A 17765-nucleotide genomic window follows, 5' to 3' on the forward strand; every position below is an offset into this window, starting at 1 on the left:
CGGCCGGTTCAGCTCTGCGGCTCCAGGTCCTCCTCCTCGAAGACCAGCAGCGTGCGCGTGCTGAGCACTTCCGGGATCGCCTGGAGCCGGGTGAGCACCAGCTCGCGCAGGGCCCGGTTGTCGGACACGTGCACCAGCAGCAGCACGTCGAAGTCCCCGCCCACCAGGGCGATGTGGGAGGCGCCGGGCAGCTGTCTGAGCTGCTCGCGCACCGTGCGCCAGGAGTTCTGGACGATCTTCAGGGTGATGTACGCGGACGTCCCCTGACCGGCCCGCTCGTGGTTGACGCGGGCACCGAAGCCGCGGATGACGCCGTCCTCGACGAGCCGGTTGATGCGGGCGTAGGCGTTCGCGCGCGAGACGTGGACCCGCTCGGCGACCGACCTTATCGAGGCGCGGCCGTCCGCCTGGAGCATGCGCAGGATGTCCTGGTCGATGGCGTCCAGGGGCCGCGCCGGCGGCAGCGCACCGCTGTCCTGCGGGCTCTCGGCCATTTGTTCAGATGCCACCCGCGCCACCCTCCCTGCCATGGACGTACTGCGTCCATCTCAGGCTGTGGAGAACCGTTTGTCCACAGCCTGAGGCCACCCGTAGCCAAAATGTGCCGACGACCGAACAATCGGTAGGTGAGGCGCATCACAGCCGACGTGCCTCTCGAAGCTCCCACGAGGAGGTGCCGTCATGACGGTCATGGAGCAGCGGGGCGCGTACCGGCCGACCCCGCCGCCCGCCTGGCAGCCGCGCATGGATCCCGCGCCGCTGCTGCCCGACGCCGAGCCGTACCGCGTCCTCGGCACCGAGGCGGCCGCGAAGGCCGACCCGGAGCTGCTGCGCCGGCTCTACGCGGAGCTGGTGAAGGGCCGGCGCTACAACGCGCAGGCCACCGCGCTCACCAAGCAGGGCCGTCTCGCGGTCTACCCCTCCACCACCGGCCAGGAGGCCTGCGAGGTCGCCGCCGCGCTGGTCCTGAAGGAGCAGGACTGGCTCTTCCCGAGCTACCGCGACACCCTCGCCGTGGTGGCCCGCGGGGTGGACCCCGTCGAGGCGCTGACCCTGCTGCGCGGCGACTGGCACACCGGCTACGACCCGTACGAGCACCGGGTCGCCCCGCTGTGCACGCCGCTCGCCACGCAGCTGCCGCACGCCGTGGGCCTCGCGCACGCCGCCCGCCTCAAGGGCGACGACGTCGTCGCGCTGGCCATGGTCGGCGACGGCGGCACCAGCGAGGGCGACTTCCACGAGGCGCTGAACTTCGCCGCCGTCTGGCAGGCCCCGGTCGTCTTCCTCGTGCAGAACAACGGCTTCGCGATCTCCGTCCCGCTGGCCAAGCAGACCGCGGCCCCGTCGCTGGCCCACAAGGCCGTCGGCTACGGCATGCCCGGCCGCCTGGTCGACGGCAACGACGCCGCCGCCGTGCACGAGGTGCTCTCCGACGCCGTGCGGCACGCGCGCGAGGGCGGCGGCCCCACCCTCGTCGAGGCCATCACCTACCGCGTCGACGCCCACACCAACGCCGACGACGCGACCCGCTACCGCGGTGACGCCGAGGTCGAGACCTGGCGCGCGCACGACCCGATCCGGCTGCTGGAGCGGGAGCTGACCACGCGCGGCCTGCTCGACGAGTCCGGCATCGAGGCCGCCCGGCAGGACGCCGAGACCATGGCGGCGGCCCTGCGTGAGCGCATGAACCAGGACCCGGCGCTCGACCCGATGGACCTGTTCACCCACGTCTACGCCGAGCCCACCGCGCAACTGCGCGAGCAGCGGGAGCAGCTGCGGGCCGAGCTGGAGGCCGAGGCCGAGGGGGGCACGCACCGATGACCACCGTCGCCGTGAAGCCGGCCACCATGGCACAGGCCCTCACGCGCGCGCTGCGCGACGCGATGGCCGCCGACCCCGCCGTGCACGTCATGGGCGAGGACGTCGGCACCCTGGGCGGCGTCTTCCGCGTCACCGACGGCCTCGCCAAGGAGTTCGGCGAGGAGCGCTGCACGGACACCCCGCTGGCCGAGGCGGGCATCCTCGGCACGGCCGTCGGCATGGCCATGTACGGCCTCAGGCCGGTCGTGGAGATGCAGTTCGACGCGTTCGCCTACCCGGCGTTCGAGCAGCTCATCTCGCACGTCTCCCGGATGCGCAACCGCACCCGCGGCGCCATGCCCCTGCCGATCACCATCCGCGTCCCCTACGGCGGCGGCATCGGCGGCGTCGAGCACCACAGCGACTCCTCCGAGGCGTACTACATGGCGACTCCGGGGCTCCATGTCGTCACGCCCGCGACCGTCGCCGACGCCTACGGGCTGCTGCGCGCCGCCATCGCCTCCGACGACCCGGTCGTCTTCCTGGAGCCCAAGCGGCTGTACTGGTCGAAGGACTCCTGGAACCCCGAGGAGCCCACGCCCGTTGAACCGATCGGCCGCGCGGTGGTGCGGCGCTCCGGCCGGAGCGCCACGCTCATCACGTACGGGCCGTCCGTACCCGTCTGCATGGAGGCGGCAGAGGCGGCCCGGGCCGAGGGCTGGGACCTCGAAGTCGTCGACCTGCGCTCCCTGGTGCCGTTCGACGACGAGACGGTGTGCGCCTCGGTGCGGCGGACGGGACGCGCGGTCGTCGTCCACGAGTCGGGCTCCTTCGGGGGCCCGGGCGGGGAGATCGCGGCCCGGGTCACGGAGCGCTGCTTCCACCACCTGGAGGCGCCGGTGCTGCGCGTGGCCGGGTTCGACGTCCCGTACCCGCCGCCGATGCTGGAGCGCCACCACCTGCCCGGTGTGGACCGGATCCTGGACGCCGTGGGGCGCCTGCAGTGGGAGGCCGAGAGCTGATGGCACAGGTGCTGGAGTTCAAGCTGCCCGACCTCGGTGAGGGGCTCACCGAGGCGGAGATCGTGCGCTGGCTGGTCGAGGTCGGCGACGTCGTAGCCATCGACCAGCCGGTCGTCGAGGTCGAGACGGCCAAGGCCATGGTCGAGGTGCCCTGCCCCTACGGCGGCGTGGTCACCGCCCGCTTCGGCGAGGAGGGCACGGAACTGCCCGTCGGGGCGCCGCTGATCACGGTGGCGGTGGGGGAGCGCCCGCCGTCCGGCGGCAGCCCGGAATCCGGCGCCGGGAGCCCGTCCCGTGCCGGTGGCGAGGGCTCGGGCAACGTCCTGGTCGGCTACGGCACGTCCGAGGCACCCGCGCGGCGCCGCAGGGTGCGGCCGGGACGGCCGGTGACGAGTGCCTCCGCCGGGGCCGGGGCGGCCCCGGGCGGCGGGACCGGAGCGGCCGGGACGGAGCGAGCCGGAGCGGCCGGGACCGCCGGAGCCGATGTGGCCAGGGCCGCCCGAGCCGACGTGGCCGGGTCCGAGCGAGCCGACGCGGCCGTACCGGCGGCGGCCGACGGCCCCTCCGGCCCGGTGAACGGGCACGCGGGCGCTGTCGCCGTCGACGACGGCCCCGTCCCGGTGATCTCGCCCCTGGTCCGCCGGCTGGCCCGGCAGAACGGCCTCGACCTGCGGGAGCTGACCGGCTCCGGCCCGGACGGGCTGATCCTGCGGGCGGACGTCGAGTACGCGCTGCGCGCGGCGGGCCGCGGCGGCACGGCGGCGCAGCCGCACGTGCCCGTGCCGCAGCCGGCGGACGCGGCCGGTGCCGCGCAGGCCGTGGGTACGGCCGCACCGGCGACCCGGTCCTCCGCGACCACGGCCCCCGGCGAGATCCGCACGCCCCTCAAGGGCATCCGCGGCGCCGTCGCCGACAAGATGGCCCGCAGCCGCCGGGAGATCCCGGACGCGACCTGCTGGGTGGACGCCGACGCCACGGAACTGATGCGCGCCCGCACGGCCATGAACGCGGCCGGCGGACCGAAGATCTCCCTCCTGGCCCTGCTGGCCCGGATCTGCACGGCGGCGCTCGCCCGCTTCCCGGAGCTCAACGCCACCGTGGACACGGAGGCCAGGGAGGTCGTCCGGTTCGACCACGTGCACTTGGGCTTCGCGGCGCAGACCGACCGGGGGCTCGTCGTCCCGGTCGTACGGGACGCGCACGCCCGCGACGCCGAGTCGCTCACCGCGGAGTTCGCGCGGCTGACCGAGGCGGGCCGCGCCGGGACGCTGACGCCCGCGGACCTCACCGGCGGGACCTTCACGCTGAACAACTACGGGGTCTTCGGCGTCGACGGCTCCACGCCGATCATCAACCACCCCGAGGCCGCCATGCTCGGCGTCGGCCGCATCGTCCCCAAGCCGTGGGTGCACGAGGGCGAGCTGGCGGTACGGCAGGTCGTCCAGCTCTCGCTCACCTTCGACCACCGGGTGTGCGACGGCGGCGTGGCGGGCGGCTTCCTGCGGTACGTGGCGGACTGCGTGGAACAGCCGGCGGTGCTGCTGCGGACGCTGTGATTCCTGTTCCCGGCGTGAGCAGGCGCCCGTGATCGCGCCGGTTCCCCCGCGTTCCCTGTGATCGCGGGGGCACGCATACTCGGGGGGTGACCGCCTACGAGCCCCCCGGAGAACCCGGCGCCGACGCCGGCCCCGCGCAGCGGGCGGACCCCGCCGCGTACGACGCCGTCGTGCTCGCCGGTGGTGCCGCCCGGCGTCTCGGCGGCGCCGACAAACCCGGTGTGCGCGTGGGCGGACGGGCCCTGCTCGACCGTGTGCTCGCCGCGTGCGGCGGCGCCCGCACCACCGTCGTCGTCGCCGCGCCCCGGCCGACCGCACGCCCCGTGACCTGGGCCCGGGAGGACCCGCCCGGCGGCGGCCCGCTCGCCGCGCTCGGCGCCGGGCTGCGGCCCGTCACCGCGGAGCACGTCGTGGTGCTCTCCGCCGACCTGCCGTTCCTCCAGGAGCGGACCGTCGGGCGGCTGCTGGGGACGCTCCGGGCGAGCGGGACCGACGGCGTGCTGCTGACCGACCCCGACGGCCGCGACCAGCCGCTCGTGGCCGCGTACCGCACGCGCCACCTGCACGAGACGCTGGAACTCCTCGCCGCGAGGCACGGCGGTCTGGACGGCCTGCCGCTGCGGCGCCTCGTCGCCGAGCTGGACCTCACCCGCGTCTCCGACCCCGTCGCGTCGTTCGACTGCGACACCTGGGACGACATCGCCACCGCCAGGGCACGCATCAGGGAGCATGGTCACGTGTTGGATGAATGGATTTCCGCCGTCAAGGACGAACTGGGGATCGACCTCGACGTCGACACCCGCGCCCTGCTCGACCTCGCCCGCGACGCCGCCCACGGTGTGGCCAGGCCCGCGGCGCCGCTGACCACCTTCCTCGTCGGCTACGCGGCCGCGCGGGCCGGTGCAGGCCCCGAGGCGGTCGCCGAGGCCTCCCGCAAGGCAGCGGCCCTCGCGGCCCGCTGGGCGGAGGAGAGCAGCGCGAAGACCCAGCCCGCCGCATCGGACCAGTCCGCCTCCTCGGGCCGGTCCGCCGCCGCGGCCCAGCCCGACGTCGCCCCCGACGCCACGCCCGACACCCGCCCGGACGCCGGATGACCCCGCACGGCACGCGCGCCGGTGAGGACGCCGAGGACCTCGACGTCGAGGAGGTGCTCGCCCTCGTGAGGAACAGCAACGGCAACCCTCCGCCCGAGCCCGCGCCCCGAGCCGGAACCGACAGCCCCGGCACACCGCACCGGCCGGACGCCCGCCACCACGCCACCCCCTGGCCCGAAGCCCGCGCCCAGGCCGAACGCGCCGCCCGGAGCGCCGTCCGGGCCGCCCGCCGCGCCCCCGTCTCCGCGCCTCTCGACGCCGCCCTCGGCCTCACCCTGGCCGCCCCGCTCGACGCCCTCACCGACCTCCCCTCCTTCGACACCTCCGCGATGGACGGCTGGGCGGTCGCCGGACCCGCCCCCTGGGCCGTACGGGACGAGGGCGTCTTGGCCGGGCACGCCACCCCCGCGCCCCTCACCGACGGCGAAGCCGTCCGGATCGCCACCGGCGCCCGCATCCCCCCGGACACCACCGCCGTCCTGCGCAGCGAGCACGGCCGCACCGACGACAAGGGCCGCCTGCACGCCACCCGGGACGTCGTCCCCGGCCAGGACATCCGCCCGCGCGGCCAGGAGTGCCGCAGCGGCGACCAGCTCCTCCCCGCCGGCACCCTCGTCACCCCGGCCGTCCTCGGACTCGCCGCGGCGGCCGGATACGACACGGTCACCGCCGTTCCCCGCCCCCGCGCCGAAGTCCTGGTCCTCGGCGACGAACTGCTCACCGAAGGGCGCCCGCACGACGGCCTGATCCGGGACGCGCTCGGCCCGATGCTGCCGCCCTGGCTGCGCGCGCTCGGAGCCGAGATCACCGCCGTACGACGGATCCGCGACGACGCCGACGCCCTGCACGAGGCGATCGCCACGGCCGACGCCGACGTCATCGTCACCACCGGCGGCACCGCCGCGGGCCCGGTCGACCACGTCCACCCCACCCTGCGCCGGATCGGCGCCGAACTCCTCGTGGACGGCGTCCGGGTGCGCCCGGGCCACCCCATGCTGCTGGCCCGCACCGGCGAGACCCAGCACCTCGTCGGCCTGCCCGGCAACCCGCTCGCCGCGGTCTCCGGGCTGCTGACCCTCGCCGAGCCGCTGCTGCGGACCCTCGCGGCCCGCCCGGCCCCGGAGCCGTACACGCTGCCGCTCAGGGACCCCGTTCAGGGGCACCCGTACGACACCCGGCTCGTGCCCGTCGTGCTGCGCGGAGACGAGGCGGTGCCGTTGCACTACAACGGCCCGGCCATGCTCCGCGGCATCGCGGCGGCCGACGCGCTGGCCGTCGTGCCACCGGGGGGTACACGTCCCGGGCAGGAGGCGGAACTGCTCGACCTGCCCTGGGCGTCCGCAGGAATCGGGGTGTGTTTCACGTGAAACTTCCGGGCCAGGACGCGATCGCCCGCCAGGCGGACGAGCATCTGGTGACCCATCGGGTGAAACTCCCGAAGAAAGTGGTGGAACATCCGATCCGCCAGGTCGCCAAGCGGCTCTCCATGGCGCTGGTGGTCCTCGTCGCGACCGCGCTGATCGTCTACGCCGACCGAGACGGCTACAACGACAACGCGGGCGGCGGCATCACCCTCCTCGACGCCTTCTACTACGCGACCGTCACCCTCTCCACCACCGGTTACGGTGACATCACCCCCGCCGGCGACGCCGCCCGGCTCACGAACATCCTCGTCATCACGCCCCTGCGCGTGCTGTTCCTGATCATCCTGGTCGGCACCACCCTCGAGGCCCTCACCGAACGCACCCGTGAGGAGTGGCGACTGACCCGCTGGAGGTCCACGTTGCGCGATCACACCGTCGTCATCGGCTTCGGCACGAAGGGCAGGTCGGCGATCCGGACCGTCTGCGCGACGGGCCTGAAGAAGGAGCAGGTCGTCGTCGTCGACCCGAGCTCCAAGGTGATCGATGCCGCGACCGCGGAGGGCTACACCGGCATCGTCGGGGACGCGACCCGCAGTGAGGTGCTCAAGCGGGCCGAGGTCCACAAGGCGCGGCAGATCATCATCGCGACCCAGCGCGACGACACGGCCGTGCTGGTGACGCTGACGGCCCGGCAGCTCAACCGCGGGGCGAAGATCGTGGCCACGGTCCGGGAGGAGGAGAACGCGCCGCTGGTCAAGCAGTCGGGCGCCGACGCCGTCATCACCAGCGCCAGCGCCGCCGGCCGTCTGCTCGGCCTGTCCGTGCTCAGCCCTTCGGCCGGCATGGTGATGGAGGACCTCATCCAGCAGGGCAGCGGGCTTGACATCGTCGAACGGCCGGTCGTCAAGGCCGAGGTGGGCAAGACGCCGCGGGAGGTCGCCGATCTGGTCGTGAGCGTCATACGCGGGCACCGCGTGCTCGGTTACGACGATCCGGCCGTCGGACGGCTGGAGCTGGCCGACCGGCTCATCACGATCGTGCGGAAGACACCGGCCACCCAGGTCACGCCCGACATCCGCCCGATGTCCCGGGACTGACCGCGGCAGCGGACGGCCGGCCGCCCGCACCCGCCCGGGCGCGACGGCCGGCCGAGGCCAGAGGGCTGCTTCCGGGTTCGAGCGCTACTTCCGGTTGTACAGCCGCATCGTGACCGGCCCGAAGACCAGCACGAACAGTCCGGCCCACCCCAGCGACCAGGCGATCTCGGCGGCCGGCCAGTCGCCGCCCATCAGGCCGCGCACCGCCGACGCCAGATGCGTGATGGGGCTGTTGTTGACGAACGCCTGGAGCCAGCCCGGCATGGTCTTCGGGTCGACGAACACGTTCGACAGGAACGTGAGCGGGAAGATCACCATCATGCTGACGCCCATCACCGACTTCTCGGTGCGCAGCATCAGCCCGAACATCGTCCAGATCCACGAGAACGCGAACGAGAACAGCACGAGCAGGGCGATCCCGGCGAGCACACCGGCGATCCCGCCGTCCGGCCGGTAGCCGAGGATCATCCCGACGGTGAGCATCACCACCGACGCGATCGTGTACCGCAGGGCGTCACCGAGCAGATAGCCGACCATCGTCGACGGCCGCCAGATCGGCAGGCTGCGGAACCGGTCGAAGACGCCCTTCTCGATGTCGGTGTTCACCGAGACGCCCGTGTACATCGTGATCATCACGACCGACATCACGAGGATGCCCGGCAGCAGGAACTGGATGTACTCCTTCGGCGAGCCGGCCAGCGCCCCGCCGAACAGGTACGTGTACATCAGCACCATCATGATCGGGAACGCCGTGACGTCGAAGAGCTGCTCCGGCACGTGCTTGATCTTCAGGATCGCGCGCCAGCCGAACGTCATGGAGGCCGACCAGGCGCTGGGCCGCGGCGGCCGGTCCTTGGCGATGAGCAGCGCGGCGAGGGACTCGGCGCTGACCGGGGCGAGGTCCTTGCTCTCGGTGGTCGTCGCGGTGCTCATGCAGCCACCTCGTCCTTCGGGTCGTCGGAGCGGTCGGAGGAGTCGTGCGTGTCGTGTCCGGTGAGGGCGAGGAACACCTCGTCCAGGCTGGGCTGGCCCAGCGAGAAGTTGTCGACGGTGATCCCGGCCCGGGCCAGCTCGCTCAGCGCCCGGGCGGCCTGCTCGGCGGCGGAGTCGTCGCTCGCCGCCGTGCCGAGCCGGGCGGTCAGGGCCACCGGGTCGGGTTCCAGCTGCACCTGGGCGTCGAGGGCCCGGCGCAGCAGGTCGGCCGCGAGGGTCCGCCGGTCGGGGTCCCGTAGCCGCAGGTGGACGGAGCCGGCGCCGACGGACGACTTCAGCTCGCCCTTGGTGCCCTCGGCGATCACCCGGCCGCGGTCGATGACGGCGATCCGGGACGCCAGCTGGTCGGCCTCGTCCAGGTACTGCGTGGTCAGCAGCACGGTGGTGCCCTGGGCGACCACGGCCCGCACGATGTCCCACACCTGGTTGCGGCTGCGCGGGTCCAGGCCGGTCGTCGGCTCGTCGAGGAACAGCAGGTCGGGCGTGTTGAGGATGGACGCGGCGATGTCGATCCGGCGCCGCATGCCGCCCGAGTAGTGCTTGATCTGCTTCCCGGCCGCCTCCGTCAGCCCGAAGGCCTCCAGGAGCTGGGCGGCGCGCTCGCGGGCGGCCTTCTTGTGGTGGCCGAGCAGCCGGCCCAGCAGGACCAGGTTCTCGGTGCCGGTGAGGTCCTCGTCCACCGACGCGTACTGGCCGGTGAGGCTCACCCGGCCGCGCACCTCGTCGGCGTCGCGGACGATGTCGTGGCCGAAGACATGGGCCTCGCCGCCGTCCGGTCGCAGGAGTGTGGCGAGCATCTTCACGGTGGTGGTCTTGCCGGCGCCGTTCGGGCCGAGCACGCCGTAGACCGTGCCCGCCGGCACGGACAGGTCGACTCCGTCGACGGCCCTCGTCTCACCGAACGTCTTCACCAGGCCCGCGGTCTCGATCGCCAGGCCGGACGACTGCGTGCTCATGCTTCGGGTCCTTCCGAGTACTGGGCTACGCATGGGGAGACCTTCACCGTCGCCCAAACTCATCGGTCCCGCACATGGGTTTCCGCCAGGACCGGACGAACGGCGTAGGCGGAGCCGTACCGGAGACGGAGGGGACTCCGTCCGGGGACCGAGGGGTAGCGTCCCTTCCATGCATGCGATCACGATTCCCGAACCTGGTGGGCCCGAGGCGCTGGTCTGGGACGAGGTCCCGGATCCCGCGCCCGGCGAGGGCGAGGCCCTGGTCGAGGTGACGGCCGGCGCCGTCAACCGGGCCGACCTCCTGCAGCGGCAGGGCTTCTACGACCCGCCGCCCGGCGCCTCCCCCTACCCCGGCCTGGAGTGCTCCGGGCGGATCGCCGAGATCGGCCCCGGCGTCTCCGGCTGGAACGTCGGCGACGAGGTGTGCGCGCTGCTCGCCGGCGGCGGTTACGCCGAGAAGGTGGTCGTCCCGGCCGGACAGCTGCTGCCCGTGCCCGACGGCGTCGAGCTGAAGCACGCCGCGGCCCTGCCCGAGGTGGTCTGCACCGTCTGGTCGAACGTCTTCATGATCGCCCACCTGCGCCCGGGCGAGACGCTCCTGGTGCACGGCGGCTCCAGTGGCATCGGCACCATGGCCATCCAGCTCGCCAAGGCCGTCGGCGCCCGGGTCGCCGTCACCGCCGGTACGAGGGAGAAGCTGGACCGGTGCGCCGAGCTGGGCGCCGACATCCTGGTCAACTACCGCGAGCAGGACTTCGTCGAGGAGGTCAGGAAGGCCACGGACGGGGCGGGTGCCGACGTCATCCTCGACAACATGGGCGCCAAGTACCTGGAGCGCAACGTCAAGGCCCTCGCGGTCAACGGCCGGCTGGCGATCATCGGCATGCAGGGCGGCGTCAAGGGTGAGCTGAACATCGGCGCCCTGCTCGCCAAGCGCGCGGCCGTCACCGCGGCGTCCCTGCGCGCCCGGCCGCTGGAGGAGAAGGCGGCCATCGTCGCGGCCGTGCGCGAACACGTCTGGCCCCTGTTCGCCGGCGGTCATCTCCGTCCGGTCGTCGACCGCGAGCTCCCGATGCCGGAGGCGGCCGCCGCCCACCGGGTCGTGGAGGAGAGCGGCCACATCGGCAAGGTGCTGCTGATCGCCCCGCGGGCGGCCTGACGCCGGCCCCGAGCCAGAGGACCCTCCAGACCCTCCAGACCTCAGACCCTCCAGACCTCAGACCCGCTAGACCTCCGGACCCGCTAGACCCGCCGCAGCCGCAGCGCCACGAACGCCAGCCCCAGTCCCAGGCCGATCAGCACCAGCCCGCTGCCCAGCGGCAGGATCCGCAGGACCGGCCCGACGGGGCGCTCGGTGGTCGCGGCCTCCCGTACCGGCTGCTCCGCCGGCGCGGAGGGCACCGGGGCGGCCTCCCGGGACGCCTCGGGCCTGGCGGTGGTGGCGTCGGCGTCCGGCTTCCGGGTGTCCTCCGGCCGCCCGGGGCGCTGCCGCCCCTCACCCGCCCGGCTCCCGGCCCGCGAGGGCTCGCCGGGCCGGGACGGCGCGGCCAGGGCGGACGGAGCTGCCAGGGCGGACGGCGCGGCCAGGGCGGACGGGGCCGTCGGAGCGGCGGCGACCGCCCCGGCCCCGGCCCGGTCGTCGTACACGAGGACGGCACCGTGGGACGGGACGGATCCGTACGGTGAGACGACCGCACCCGCCCCCAGAGCGAGCGCCAGTCCCGCCGCCCGCAGTGCGCGTTGCCATGGAGTCACGTGGGTGACCCCCTCCCGCCGTGCCCGGTAGGGCAAGATCGGCAAGTTCGGTCGTATAGAGGCCATCAGCCTCACATTCCGCATGACATCCGGCATTCCGGGTTCGGCCGACGGGTGGAATCGCGGCGCAGTCCGGTTGTGCCGATACACCACCGGTTGTGCTCCGTTTCACCCGCGAGGGGGAACCGCCCGCCGGGGAGCAACCCCGGCCCTGAGCAACACGTCTCTCCCAGCACGGTGGATCAGCCTCCCGTGGGGGCACCACGGAGGTGAGGTGCAGGCGTGCGAGAGAATGGCGGCATGGAGATGCCGAGGAACGAAAGGTCGCCGGAGAACCCGCAGATCCTGGTCGTGGGCCAGGACGGCATGGCGCTCGGCGGCGGCAGCGGAGACGAGGAGTCCCGCGAGACCCCGGTCACGGAACAGGTGGAGCAGCCCGCGAAGGTCATGCGGATCGGCAGCATGATCAAGCAGCTGCTGGAGGAAGTGCGTGCGGCTCCCCTGGACGAGGCCAGCCGGGTCCGGCTCAAGGAGATCCACGCCAGCTCGGTGAAGGAGCTGGAGGACGGTCTGGCGCCCGAGCTGGTCGAGGAGCTGGAGCGGCTCTCCCTGCCGTTCACCGACGAGGCGACCCCGAGCGACGCGGAGCTGCGCATCGCCCAGGCCCAGCTGGTCGGCTGGCTGGAGGGGCTGTTCCACGGCATCCAGACCACGCTGTTCGCCCAGCAGATGGCGGCCCGCGCCCAGCTGGAGCAGATGCGCCGCGCCCTCCCTCCGGGCGTCGGCCACGACGGACTCGACGAGCAGCACCCGGGCGGTCGTTCGGGCGGCCCGTACCTGTAGACCTCGCGGGGACGAAGAGGGGCCCGGTGGCCGAAGCCACCGGGCCCCTCCTCATGTCCGGACCGTCACGACGGCATGTCCGGACCGTCAGGACGGCATGTCCGGGCCGTCAGGACGGCGGGTTGCCCGTCGAGACGCCGAGCTCGATCTCGGGCATGTTCTCCGGGTCGACGTCGGTGCCGGCGGACGGGAACTGGTTCATGACCGTCCCGTCGCCGTAGGTGTTCTCGTCGACGTCCGTGGTCTTCAGCTGCCAGCCGGCCGCCTGCAGGCAGGCCTTGACCGACGTGATGTTCTTGAACTTGAAGTCCGGGACACGGATCTTGTCGGGGTCGTTGTAGGACTCCTGCGGTTCCGTGCACTCCTCCGTGTCGATCGTCTTGGAGGTGTCCGGGCCCCGGTAGCCGGCCTCCTTGGTCGCGGAGGCCGACGCCGACGCGCTCGCGCCGCCGCCCCCGCCCTGGTTCTTCTCGCCGCCGCCGTTCAGCAGCAGCGCGGTGACCAGGCCGCCGACCGCGACGACGGACACGATGATAGAGCCGATGATCACCGGCCGGTTGCTCCGGCCGCCGCCCGAGGAGGCCGGCGCGGTCTGGGGCGTGAGGTTGTACGGCGGCGGCGTCGACGGGCCCGGCTGCGGGGAGTAGCCGGCCGGGGACGGCGTCTGGTAGCCGCCCTGCTGCGGATAGCCGTAGGCCGGGGACGGCGCCGCCGGGGCGGGCGTGCCGTACGGGTTCGGCGGCGGGGTCGGCTGGTACGGCGTCTGGACCTGGCCCGAGGGCGCCGGGGCCGCCTGGTCGACCGGCGGGAAGACGGCCGAGCCGACGCCCGCGCCGCTCGGGGTCTGCGCGCCCGGGACGATGCTGGGCGGCGCGGCCTGGAAGGACGCCGCCACACGCAGGCACTCGTCGCGCATGGCCTCGGCGCTGGGGAAGCGCTCGTTCGGGTTCTTCTTCAGGGCGCGGGCGATCAGCGCGTCCACGGCCGGGGGCAGCGCGCGGTTCACCGAGGACGGGACCGGCGGCTCCTCCTGGACGTGTGCGTACGCTATGGCCAGCGGTGAGTCCGCGTCGAAGGGCAGCCGCCCGGTGACCAGTTGGAACAGCATGATGCCGACCGAGTACAGGTCGGAGCGGGCGTCCACACCCCGGCCGAGGGCCTGTTCCGGCGAGAGGTACTGCGGGGTGCCGACGACCATGCCGGTCTGCGTCATCGACGTCACACCGGACTGCATGGCGCGGGCGATGCCGAAGTCCATGACCTTGACCACGCCGCGCTTGGTCATCATCACGTTGCCCGGCTTGATGTCGCGGTGGACCAGGCCCATCTCGTGGCTGATCTCCAGCGCGGCCAGCACGTCGGCGGTGATCTTCAGCGCCTTGTCGGCGGGCATCGCGCCCTGCTGCCGCACGTCGTCGTCGAGCACCGAGCCGAGCGGGCGGCCCTCGACGTACTCCATGACGATGTACGGCGTCGTCATGCCGTCGAGGGTGTCCTCGCCGGTGTCGAAGACCGAGACGATGTTGGTGTGCGTGAGCTTGGCCACGGACTGGGCCTCGCGGCGGAACCGCTCGCGGAAGGCCTGTTCCCGTCCGAGATCCGTGTGAAGTGTCTTGATCGCGACCTGTCGGTCGAGCACGCTGTCGTAGGCGAGGTGCACCGAGGCCATGCCGCCCTGGCCGAGGAGATCACGCAGCTGATAGCGGCCGTTGGCGAGCGCCCGCCCCGTGTGCCGGCCCTGTGCGCCGTCCTGGCTCATGTTCCCTGTCCCCCGTAGCCCTTGAAGGCGCCGCCGACCGGTGTGATCCGTCGTTGATCCAAACCGCCATTCCCGGCCAAGTCTGCCCCAGGGCACCGACACGTCAAGCGCGGTGCCCGTTCCGTGACCGTACGCGAAGGAAGCGTCGCGGAAGCGTTACAGGGGGCGTACGGCCGGTGCACAGAATTTGCACGACAGTACGGAGTAAAGGTTTCATGGCCCGTCCGTCCCGTGCCGGTCCTGGCACCCGTCTCGGACCGGAGGCTTGCGCGGAGGCTGTAGCGTGGCCGACGGAGACCGTAACAACACCGCGCGCACCGCGGGCAGAAACGACGGCGAGGACTGATGGCACAGCAGCAGCGCGCTCAGGGCCCGTCCGACCCCGAGGCGACTGGCGGCGGCATGTCGGACGCGCCGGAGTCCTGGGGTAATGGCGGGCTGGTCGGGGACGGCCGGTACCGGCTGACCCGCAGACTCGGCCGGGGCGGCATGGCCGAGGTGTTCGCAGCCGAGGACGTCCGCCTCGGGCGCACCGTCGCCGTCAAGCTGCTCCGGTCCGACCTCGCCGAGGACCCGGTGTCCAAGGCGCGCTTCACGCGCGAGGCCCAGTCGGTGGCCGGTCTCAACCACCACGCGATCGTCGCCGTGTACGACTCCGGCGAGGACTTCGTGGGCGGCCAGTCCGTGCCGTACATCGTCATGGAGATCGTCGAGGGCCGCACCATCCGCGACCTCCTCCTGAACGCCGAGGCGCCCGGCCCCGAGCAGGCGCTGATCATCGTCTCCGGTGTCCTGGAGGCGCTCGCCTACTCGCACCAGCACGGCATCGTGCACCGCGACATCAAGCCGGCCAACGTCATCATCACGCACAACGGCGCCGTGAAGGTGATGGACTTCGGCATCGCCCGCGCCCTGCACGGCGCGTCCACCACGATGACGCAGACCGGCATGGTCATGGGCACCCCGCAGTACCTCTCCCCCGAGCAGGCCCTCGGCAAGGCCGTCGACCACCGCTCCGACCTGTATGCGACGGGCTGCCTGCTCTACGAACTGCTCTCGCTGCGCCCGCCCTTCACCGGCGAGACGCCGCTGTCGGTGGTCTACCAGCACGTCCAGGACATCCCGACGCCGCCGTCCGAGGCCTCCGACGCCTGCCCGCCGGAGCTGGACGGCCTGGTCATGCGCTCCCTCGCCAAGGAGCCCGACGACCGCTTCCAGACGGCCGAGGAGATGCGCGGACTCGTCCAGTACGCGCTGCAGATGCTCTACGACCAGGGCGGCCACACCGGCACCTGGAACACCGGCCCGGTCGACATGCACGAGGGCCGGCACACCCCGTCGGGCGGCTTCGCCCAGACGGCCGTGATGGGCCACCCCGGGGACGCCTCCGGCACCGCGCAGATCCCCTCGCCGATCCTGCCCGCGGGCTACGGCGGCGGGGACGACGGCGGCTTCGAGGGCAACGGCAACAAGGGCAGCGGCCGGGGCAAGCTGTGGATCCTCGCCGTGCTCGCGGTGATCGCCATCGCCGCGGGTGTCGCCCTGGCCCTGCAGAACACCGGGGACAACAAGGACGACCCGAGCAAGAAGCAGTCGCCGACCTCCTCGCAGACGACCGAGGAGAAGACGCCCAGCGAGACGCCGAGCGACGAGGCCACCGACGAGCCGACCGACACGTCCACGGACGACGGCACCGGCACCGGAAACGGCAACGGCAACTGGACGCCGTCGTACACCCCGTCCGTCACGCCGTCGCAGAGCGCCCCCGAGTCGCCCACCGGTGAGCCGACCGGTGAGCCGACGGGTGAGCCGACCACCGCGGAGCCGACCGGTGGGGAGCCCACGGACCCGGGCGGCACGCCGACGGGCGACACGGGCGGCACCGACGCCGGCACCACCACCGGTGTCGTCGGCGGCCCGGGCGAGGAAGGCGGCGGCTGACAGCCGCGGAAACACCTGCTCCACGCGCGCGTGGGACCCGGAGACGGGGCCCACGCGCGCGTGTCGTTGGGGCACGCCGACAGAACAAGTCTTCCCGTGACCTGGGTCACCGGGTTAACGTGCGGTAGCTCCGGCCTCCTGCAAGGCTGTGACCAGGGCCCCTTCGACGCCTCTCCGATTTACTTGGATATCCAAGCAAAATCGCAGGTCAGGAGGGGTTTCACAGAAATGTGGCGCACTGGGTAACGTGCTTTTTGCAGGGCGCTCGCCGGGGCACCTGTCACGCCTGTTCCCGGCCGAGTGGCACCCACCCCGTGCCCCGGGGTCGGAACAGGTGAGCCGCACTGGCCTACCGGCAACCCCGGGGGCCGGACCGACGGAGGAGCACACGTGACCGTGGAGAGCACTGCCGCGCGCACACCGCGACGCAGCGCCGGAAGCAAGGCCGGCACCACCGGCACCAAGCGCACCACCCGCACGACCGCCAAGAAGGACGCCGGTGCCGAGCCCCAGCTCGTGCAGCTGCTGACGCCCGCAGGCAAGCGCGTCAAGAACGCCGAGTACGACAAGTACGTCGCCGGTGTCACCCCGGAAGAGCTGCGCGGCCTGTACCGCGACATGGTGCTCACCCGTCGCTTCGACGCCGAGGCCACCGCCCTGCAGCGCCAGGGGGAGCTGGGCCTGTGGGCCTCGCTGCTCGGCCAGGAGGCCGCCCAGATCGGCTCCGGCCGGGCCCTGCGCGACGACGACTACGTCTTCCCCACCTACCGCGAACACGGCGTCGCCTGGTGCCGCGGGGTGGACCCGACCAACCTGCTCGGCATGTTCCGGGGCGTGAACAACGGCGGCTGGGACCCGAACGGCAACAACTTCCACCTCTACACGATCGTCATCGGCTCCCAGACGCTGCACGCCACCGGCTACGCGATGGGCGTCGCCAAGGACGGCGCGGACAGCGCGGTGATCGCCTACTTCGGCGACGGCGCCTCCAGCCAGGGCGACGTGGCCGAGTCGTTCACGTTCTCCGCGGTCTACAACGCCCCGGTCGTGTTCTTCTGCCAGAACAACCAGTGGGCCATCTCCGAGCCCACCGAGAAGCAGTCCCGCGTGCCGATCTACCAGCGCGCCCAGGGCTTCGGCTTCCCGGGCGTCCGGGTCGACGGCAACGACGTGCTCGCCTGCCTCGCGGTCACCCGGTGGGCCCTGGAGCGGGCCCGCGCCGGCGAGGGCCCGACCCTCGTCGAGGCGTTCACCTACCGCATGGGCGCCCACACCACCTCCGACGACCCCACCCGCTACCGCGGCGACGAGGAGCGCCAGGCCTGGGAGGCCAAGGACCCGATCCTGCGCCTTCGCCGCTACCTGGAGGTCTCAAACCACGCGGACGAGGGATTCTTCGCGGAACTGGAGGCCGAGTCCGAGGCGTTGGGCAAACGAGTGCGCGAGGCGGTCCGTGCCATGCCGGACCCGGACCACTTCGCCATCTTCGAGAACGTCTACGCGGACGGACACGCGCTCGTCGACGAGGAGCGTGCCCAGTTCGCCGCGTACCAGGCGTCGTTCGCCGACGAGGGGGGCAACTGAA

The 17765-nt window shown here is 72.8% G+C and carries 15 protein-coding genes; 10 read left to right on the forward strand and 5 right to left on the reverse strand.

Going from position 1 to position 17765, the window contains the following annotated elements:
• Positions 1-8: 8 nt before the first annotated feature.
• Complete coding sequence (locus tag ABZ948_RS28780) at positions 9-494, reverse strand: Lrp/AsnC family transcriptional regulator (protein ID WP_359764334.1); 486 nt, start codon at positions 492-494, stop codon at positions 9-11.
• 187 nt (positions 495-681) lie between these two features.
• Between ABZ948_RS28780 and pdhA (ABZ948_RS28785) the strand changes: the two genes are divergently transcribed.
• From pdhA (ABZ948_RS28785) to ABZ948_RS28810, 6 genes are all read left to right on the forward strand, one after another.
• Complete coding sequence (gene pdhA, locus ABZ948_RS28785; RefSeq protein WP_359764271.1) at positions 682-1821, forward strand: pyruvate dehydrogenase (acetyl-transferring) E1 component subunit alpha; 1140 nt, start codon at positions 682-684, stop codon at positions 1819-1821.
• The gene (locus ABZ948_RS28790; protein WP_359764273.1) at positions 1818-2822 is read left to right on the forward strand and encodes an alpha-ketoacid dehydrogenase subunit beta; all 1005 of its coding nucleotides are present in this window, start codon (positions 1818-1820) and stop codon (positions 2820-2822) included. The genes pdhA (ABZ948_RS28785) and ABZ948_RS28790 overlap by 4 nt, the downstream gene beginning before the upstream one ends.
• Positions 2822-4378, forward strand: a complete 1557-nt coding sequence (locus ABZ948_RS28795; protein ID WP_359764275.1) for a dihydrolipoamide acetyltransferase family protein — start codon at positions 2822-2824, stop codon at positions 4376-4378. The genes ABZ948_RS28790 and ABZ948_RS28795 overlap by 1 nt, the downstream gene beginning before the upstream one ends.
• An 86-nt stretch (positions 4379-4464) precedes the next feature.
• Positions 4465-5472, forward strand: coding sequence for an NTP transferase domain-containing protein (locus tag ABZ948_RS28800; RefSeq protein ID WP_359764277.1), 1008 nt, complete (start codon positions 4465-4467; stop codon positions 5470-5472).
• On the forward strand, positions 5469-6839 hold the full coding sequence (locus ABZ948_RS28805; protein ID WP_359764279.1) for a molybdopterin molybdotransferase MoeA: 1371 nt from the start codon (positions 5469-5471) through the stop codon (positions 6837-6839). The genes ABZ948_RS28800 and ABZ948_RS28805 overlap by 4 nt, the downstream gene beginning before the upstream one ends.
• Positions 6836-7933: a potassium channel family protein gene (locus ABZ948_RS28810; protein ID WP_359764281.1), complete on the forward strand. Its 1098-nt coding sequence runs from the start codon at positions 6836-6838 to the stop codon at positions 7931-7933. The genes ABZ948_RS28805 and ABZ948_RS28810 overlap by 4 nt, the downstream gene beginning before the upstream one ends.
• An 84-nt stretch (positions 7934-8017) precedes the next feature.
• Here ABZ948_RS28810 and ABZ948_RS28815 read toward each other — a convergent pair whose 3' ends face one another.
• Both ABZ948_RS28815 and ABZ948_RS28820 read right to left on the reverse strand, forming a co-directional pair.
• Complete coding sequence (locus ABZ948_RS28815; RefSeq protein ID WP_359764283.1) at positions 8018-8866, reverse strand: ABC transporter permease; 849 nt, start codon at positions 8864-8866, stop codon at positions 8018-8020.
• Positions 8863-9882, reverse strand: coding sequence for an ATP-binding cassette domain-containing protein (locus ABZ948_RS28820; protein WP_359764285.1), 1020 nt, complete (start codon positions 9880-9882; stop codon positions 8863-8865). The genes ABZ948_RS28815 and ABZ948_RS28820 overlap by 4 nt, the downstream gene beginning before the upstream one ends.
• 169 nt (positions 9883-10051) lie before the next feature.
• Between ABZ948_RS28820 and ABZ948_RS28825 the strand changes: the two genes are divergently transcribed.
• Positions 10052-11041: an NAD(P)H-quinone oxidoreductase gene (locus tag ABZ948_RS28825; protein WP_359764287.1), complete on the forward strand. Its 990-nt coding sequence runs from the start codon at positions 10052-10054 to the stop codon at positions 11039-11041.
• An 83-nt stretch (positions 11042-11124) separates the two neighbouring features.
• Here ABZ948_RS28825 and ABZ948_RS28830 read toward each other — a convergent pair whose 3' ends face one another.
• Positions 11125-11637 (reverse strand): hypothetical protein, encoded by a 513-nt coding sequence (locus ABZ948_RS28830; protein WP_359764289.1) that lies wholly within the window; start codon positions 11635-11637, stop codon positions 11125-11127.
• Positions 11638-11937: 300 nt separating this feature from the next.
• Between ABZ948_RS28830 and ABZ948_RS28835 the strand changes: the two genes are divergently transcribed.
• Positions 11938-12480 (forward strand): bacterial proteasome activator family protein, encoded by a 543-nt coding sequence (locus ABZ948_RS28835; protein ID WP_031118134.1) that lies wholly within the window; start codon positions 11938-11940, stop codon positions 12478-12480.
• Positions 12481-12589: 109 nt separating this feature from the next.
• On the opposite strand, the gene ABZ948_RS28840 is transcribed toward ABZ948_RS28835, so the two are convergent.
• Complete coding sequence (locus tag ABZ948_RS28840) at positions 12590-14239, reverse strand: protein kinase domain-containing protein (RefSeq protein WP_359764292.1); 1650 nt, start codon at positions 14237-14239, stop codon at positions 12590-12592.
• A 345-nt stretch (positions 14240-14584) separates the two neighbouring features.
• Between ABZ948_RS28840 and ABZ948_RS28845 the strand changes: the two genes are divergently transcribed.
• A complete protein-coding gene (locus ABZ948_RS28845) occupies positions 14585-16180 on the forward strand; it encodes a protein kinase domain-containing protein (protein WP_359764294.1) in 1596 nt (531 codons plus the stop codon).
• Between the two features lie 390 nt (positions 16181-16570).
• Positions 16571-17764 carry a pyruvate dehydrogenase (acetyl-transferring) E1 component subunit alpha gene (gene pdhA / locus ABZ948_RS28850; RefSeq protein ID WP_359764296.1) on the forward strand — a complete coding sequence of 398 codons (1194 nt, stop codon included), beginning with the start codon at positions 16571-16573 and terminating at the stop codon, positions 17762-17764.
• Position 17765: the final 1 nt, after the last annotated feature.

This window comes from Streptomyces olindensis, assembly GCF_040645895.1.
Classification (GTDB): domain Bacteria; phylum Actinomycetota; class Actinomycetes; order Streptomycetales; family Streptomycetaceae; genus Streptomyces; species Streptomyces olindensis.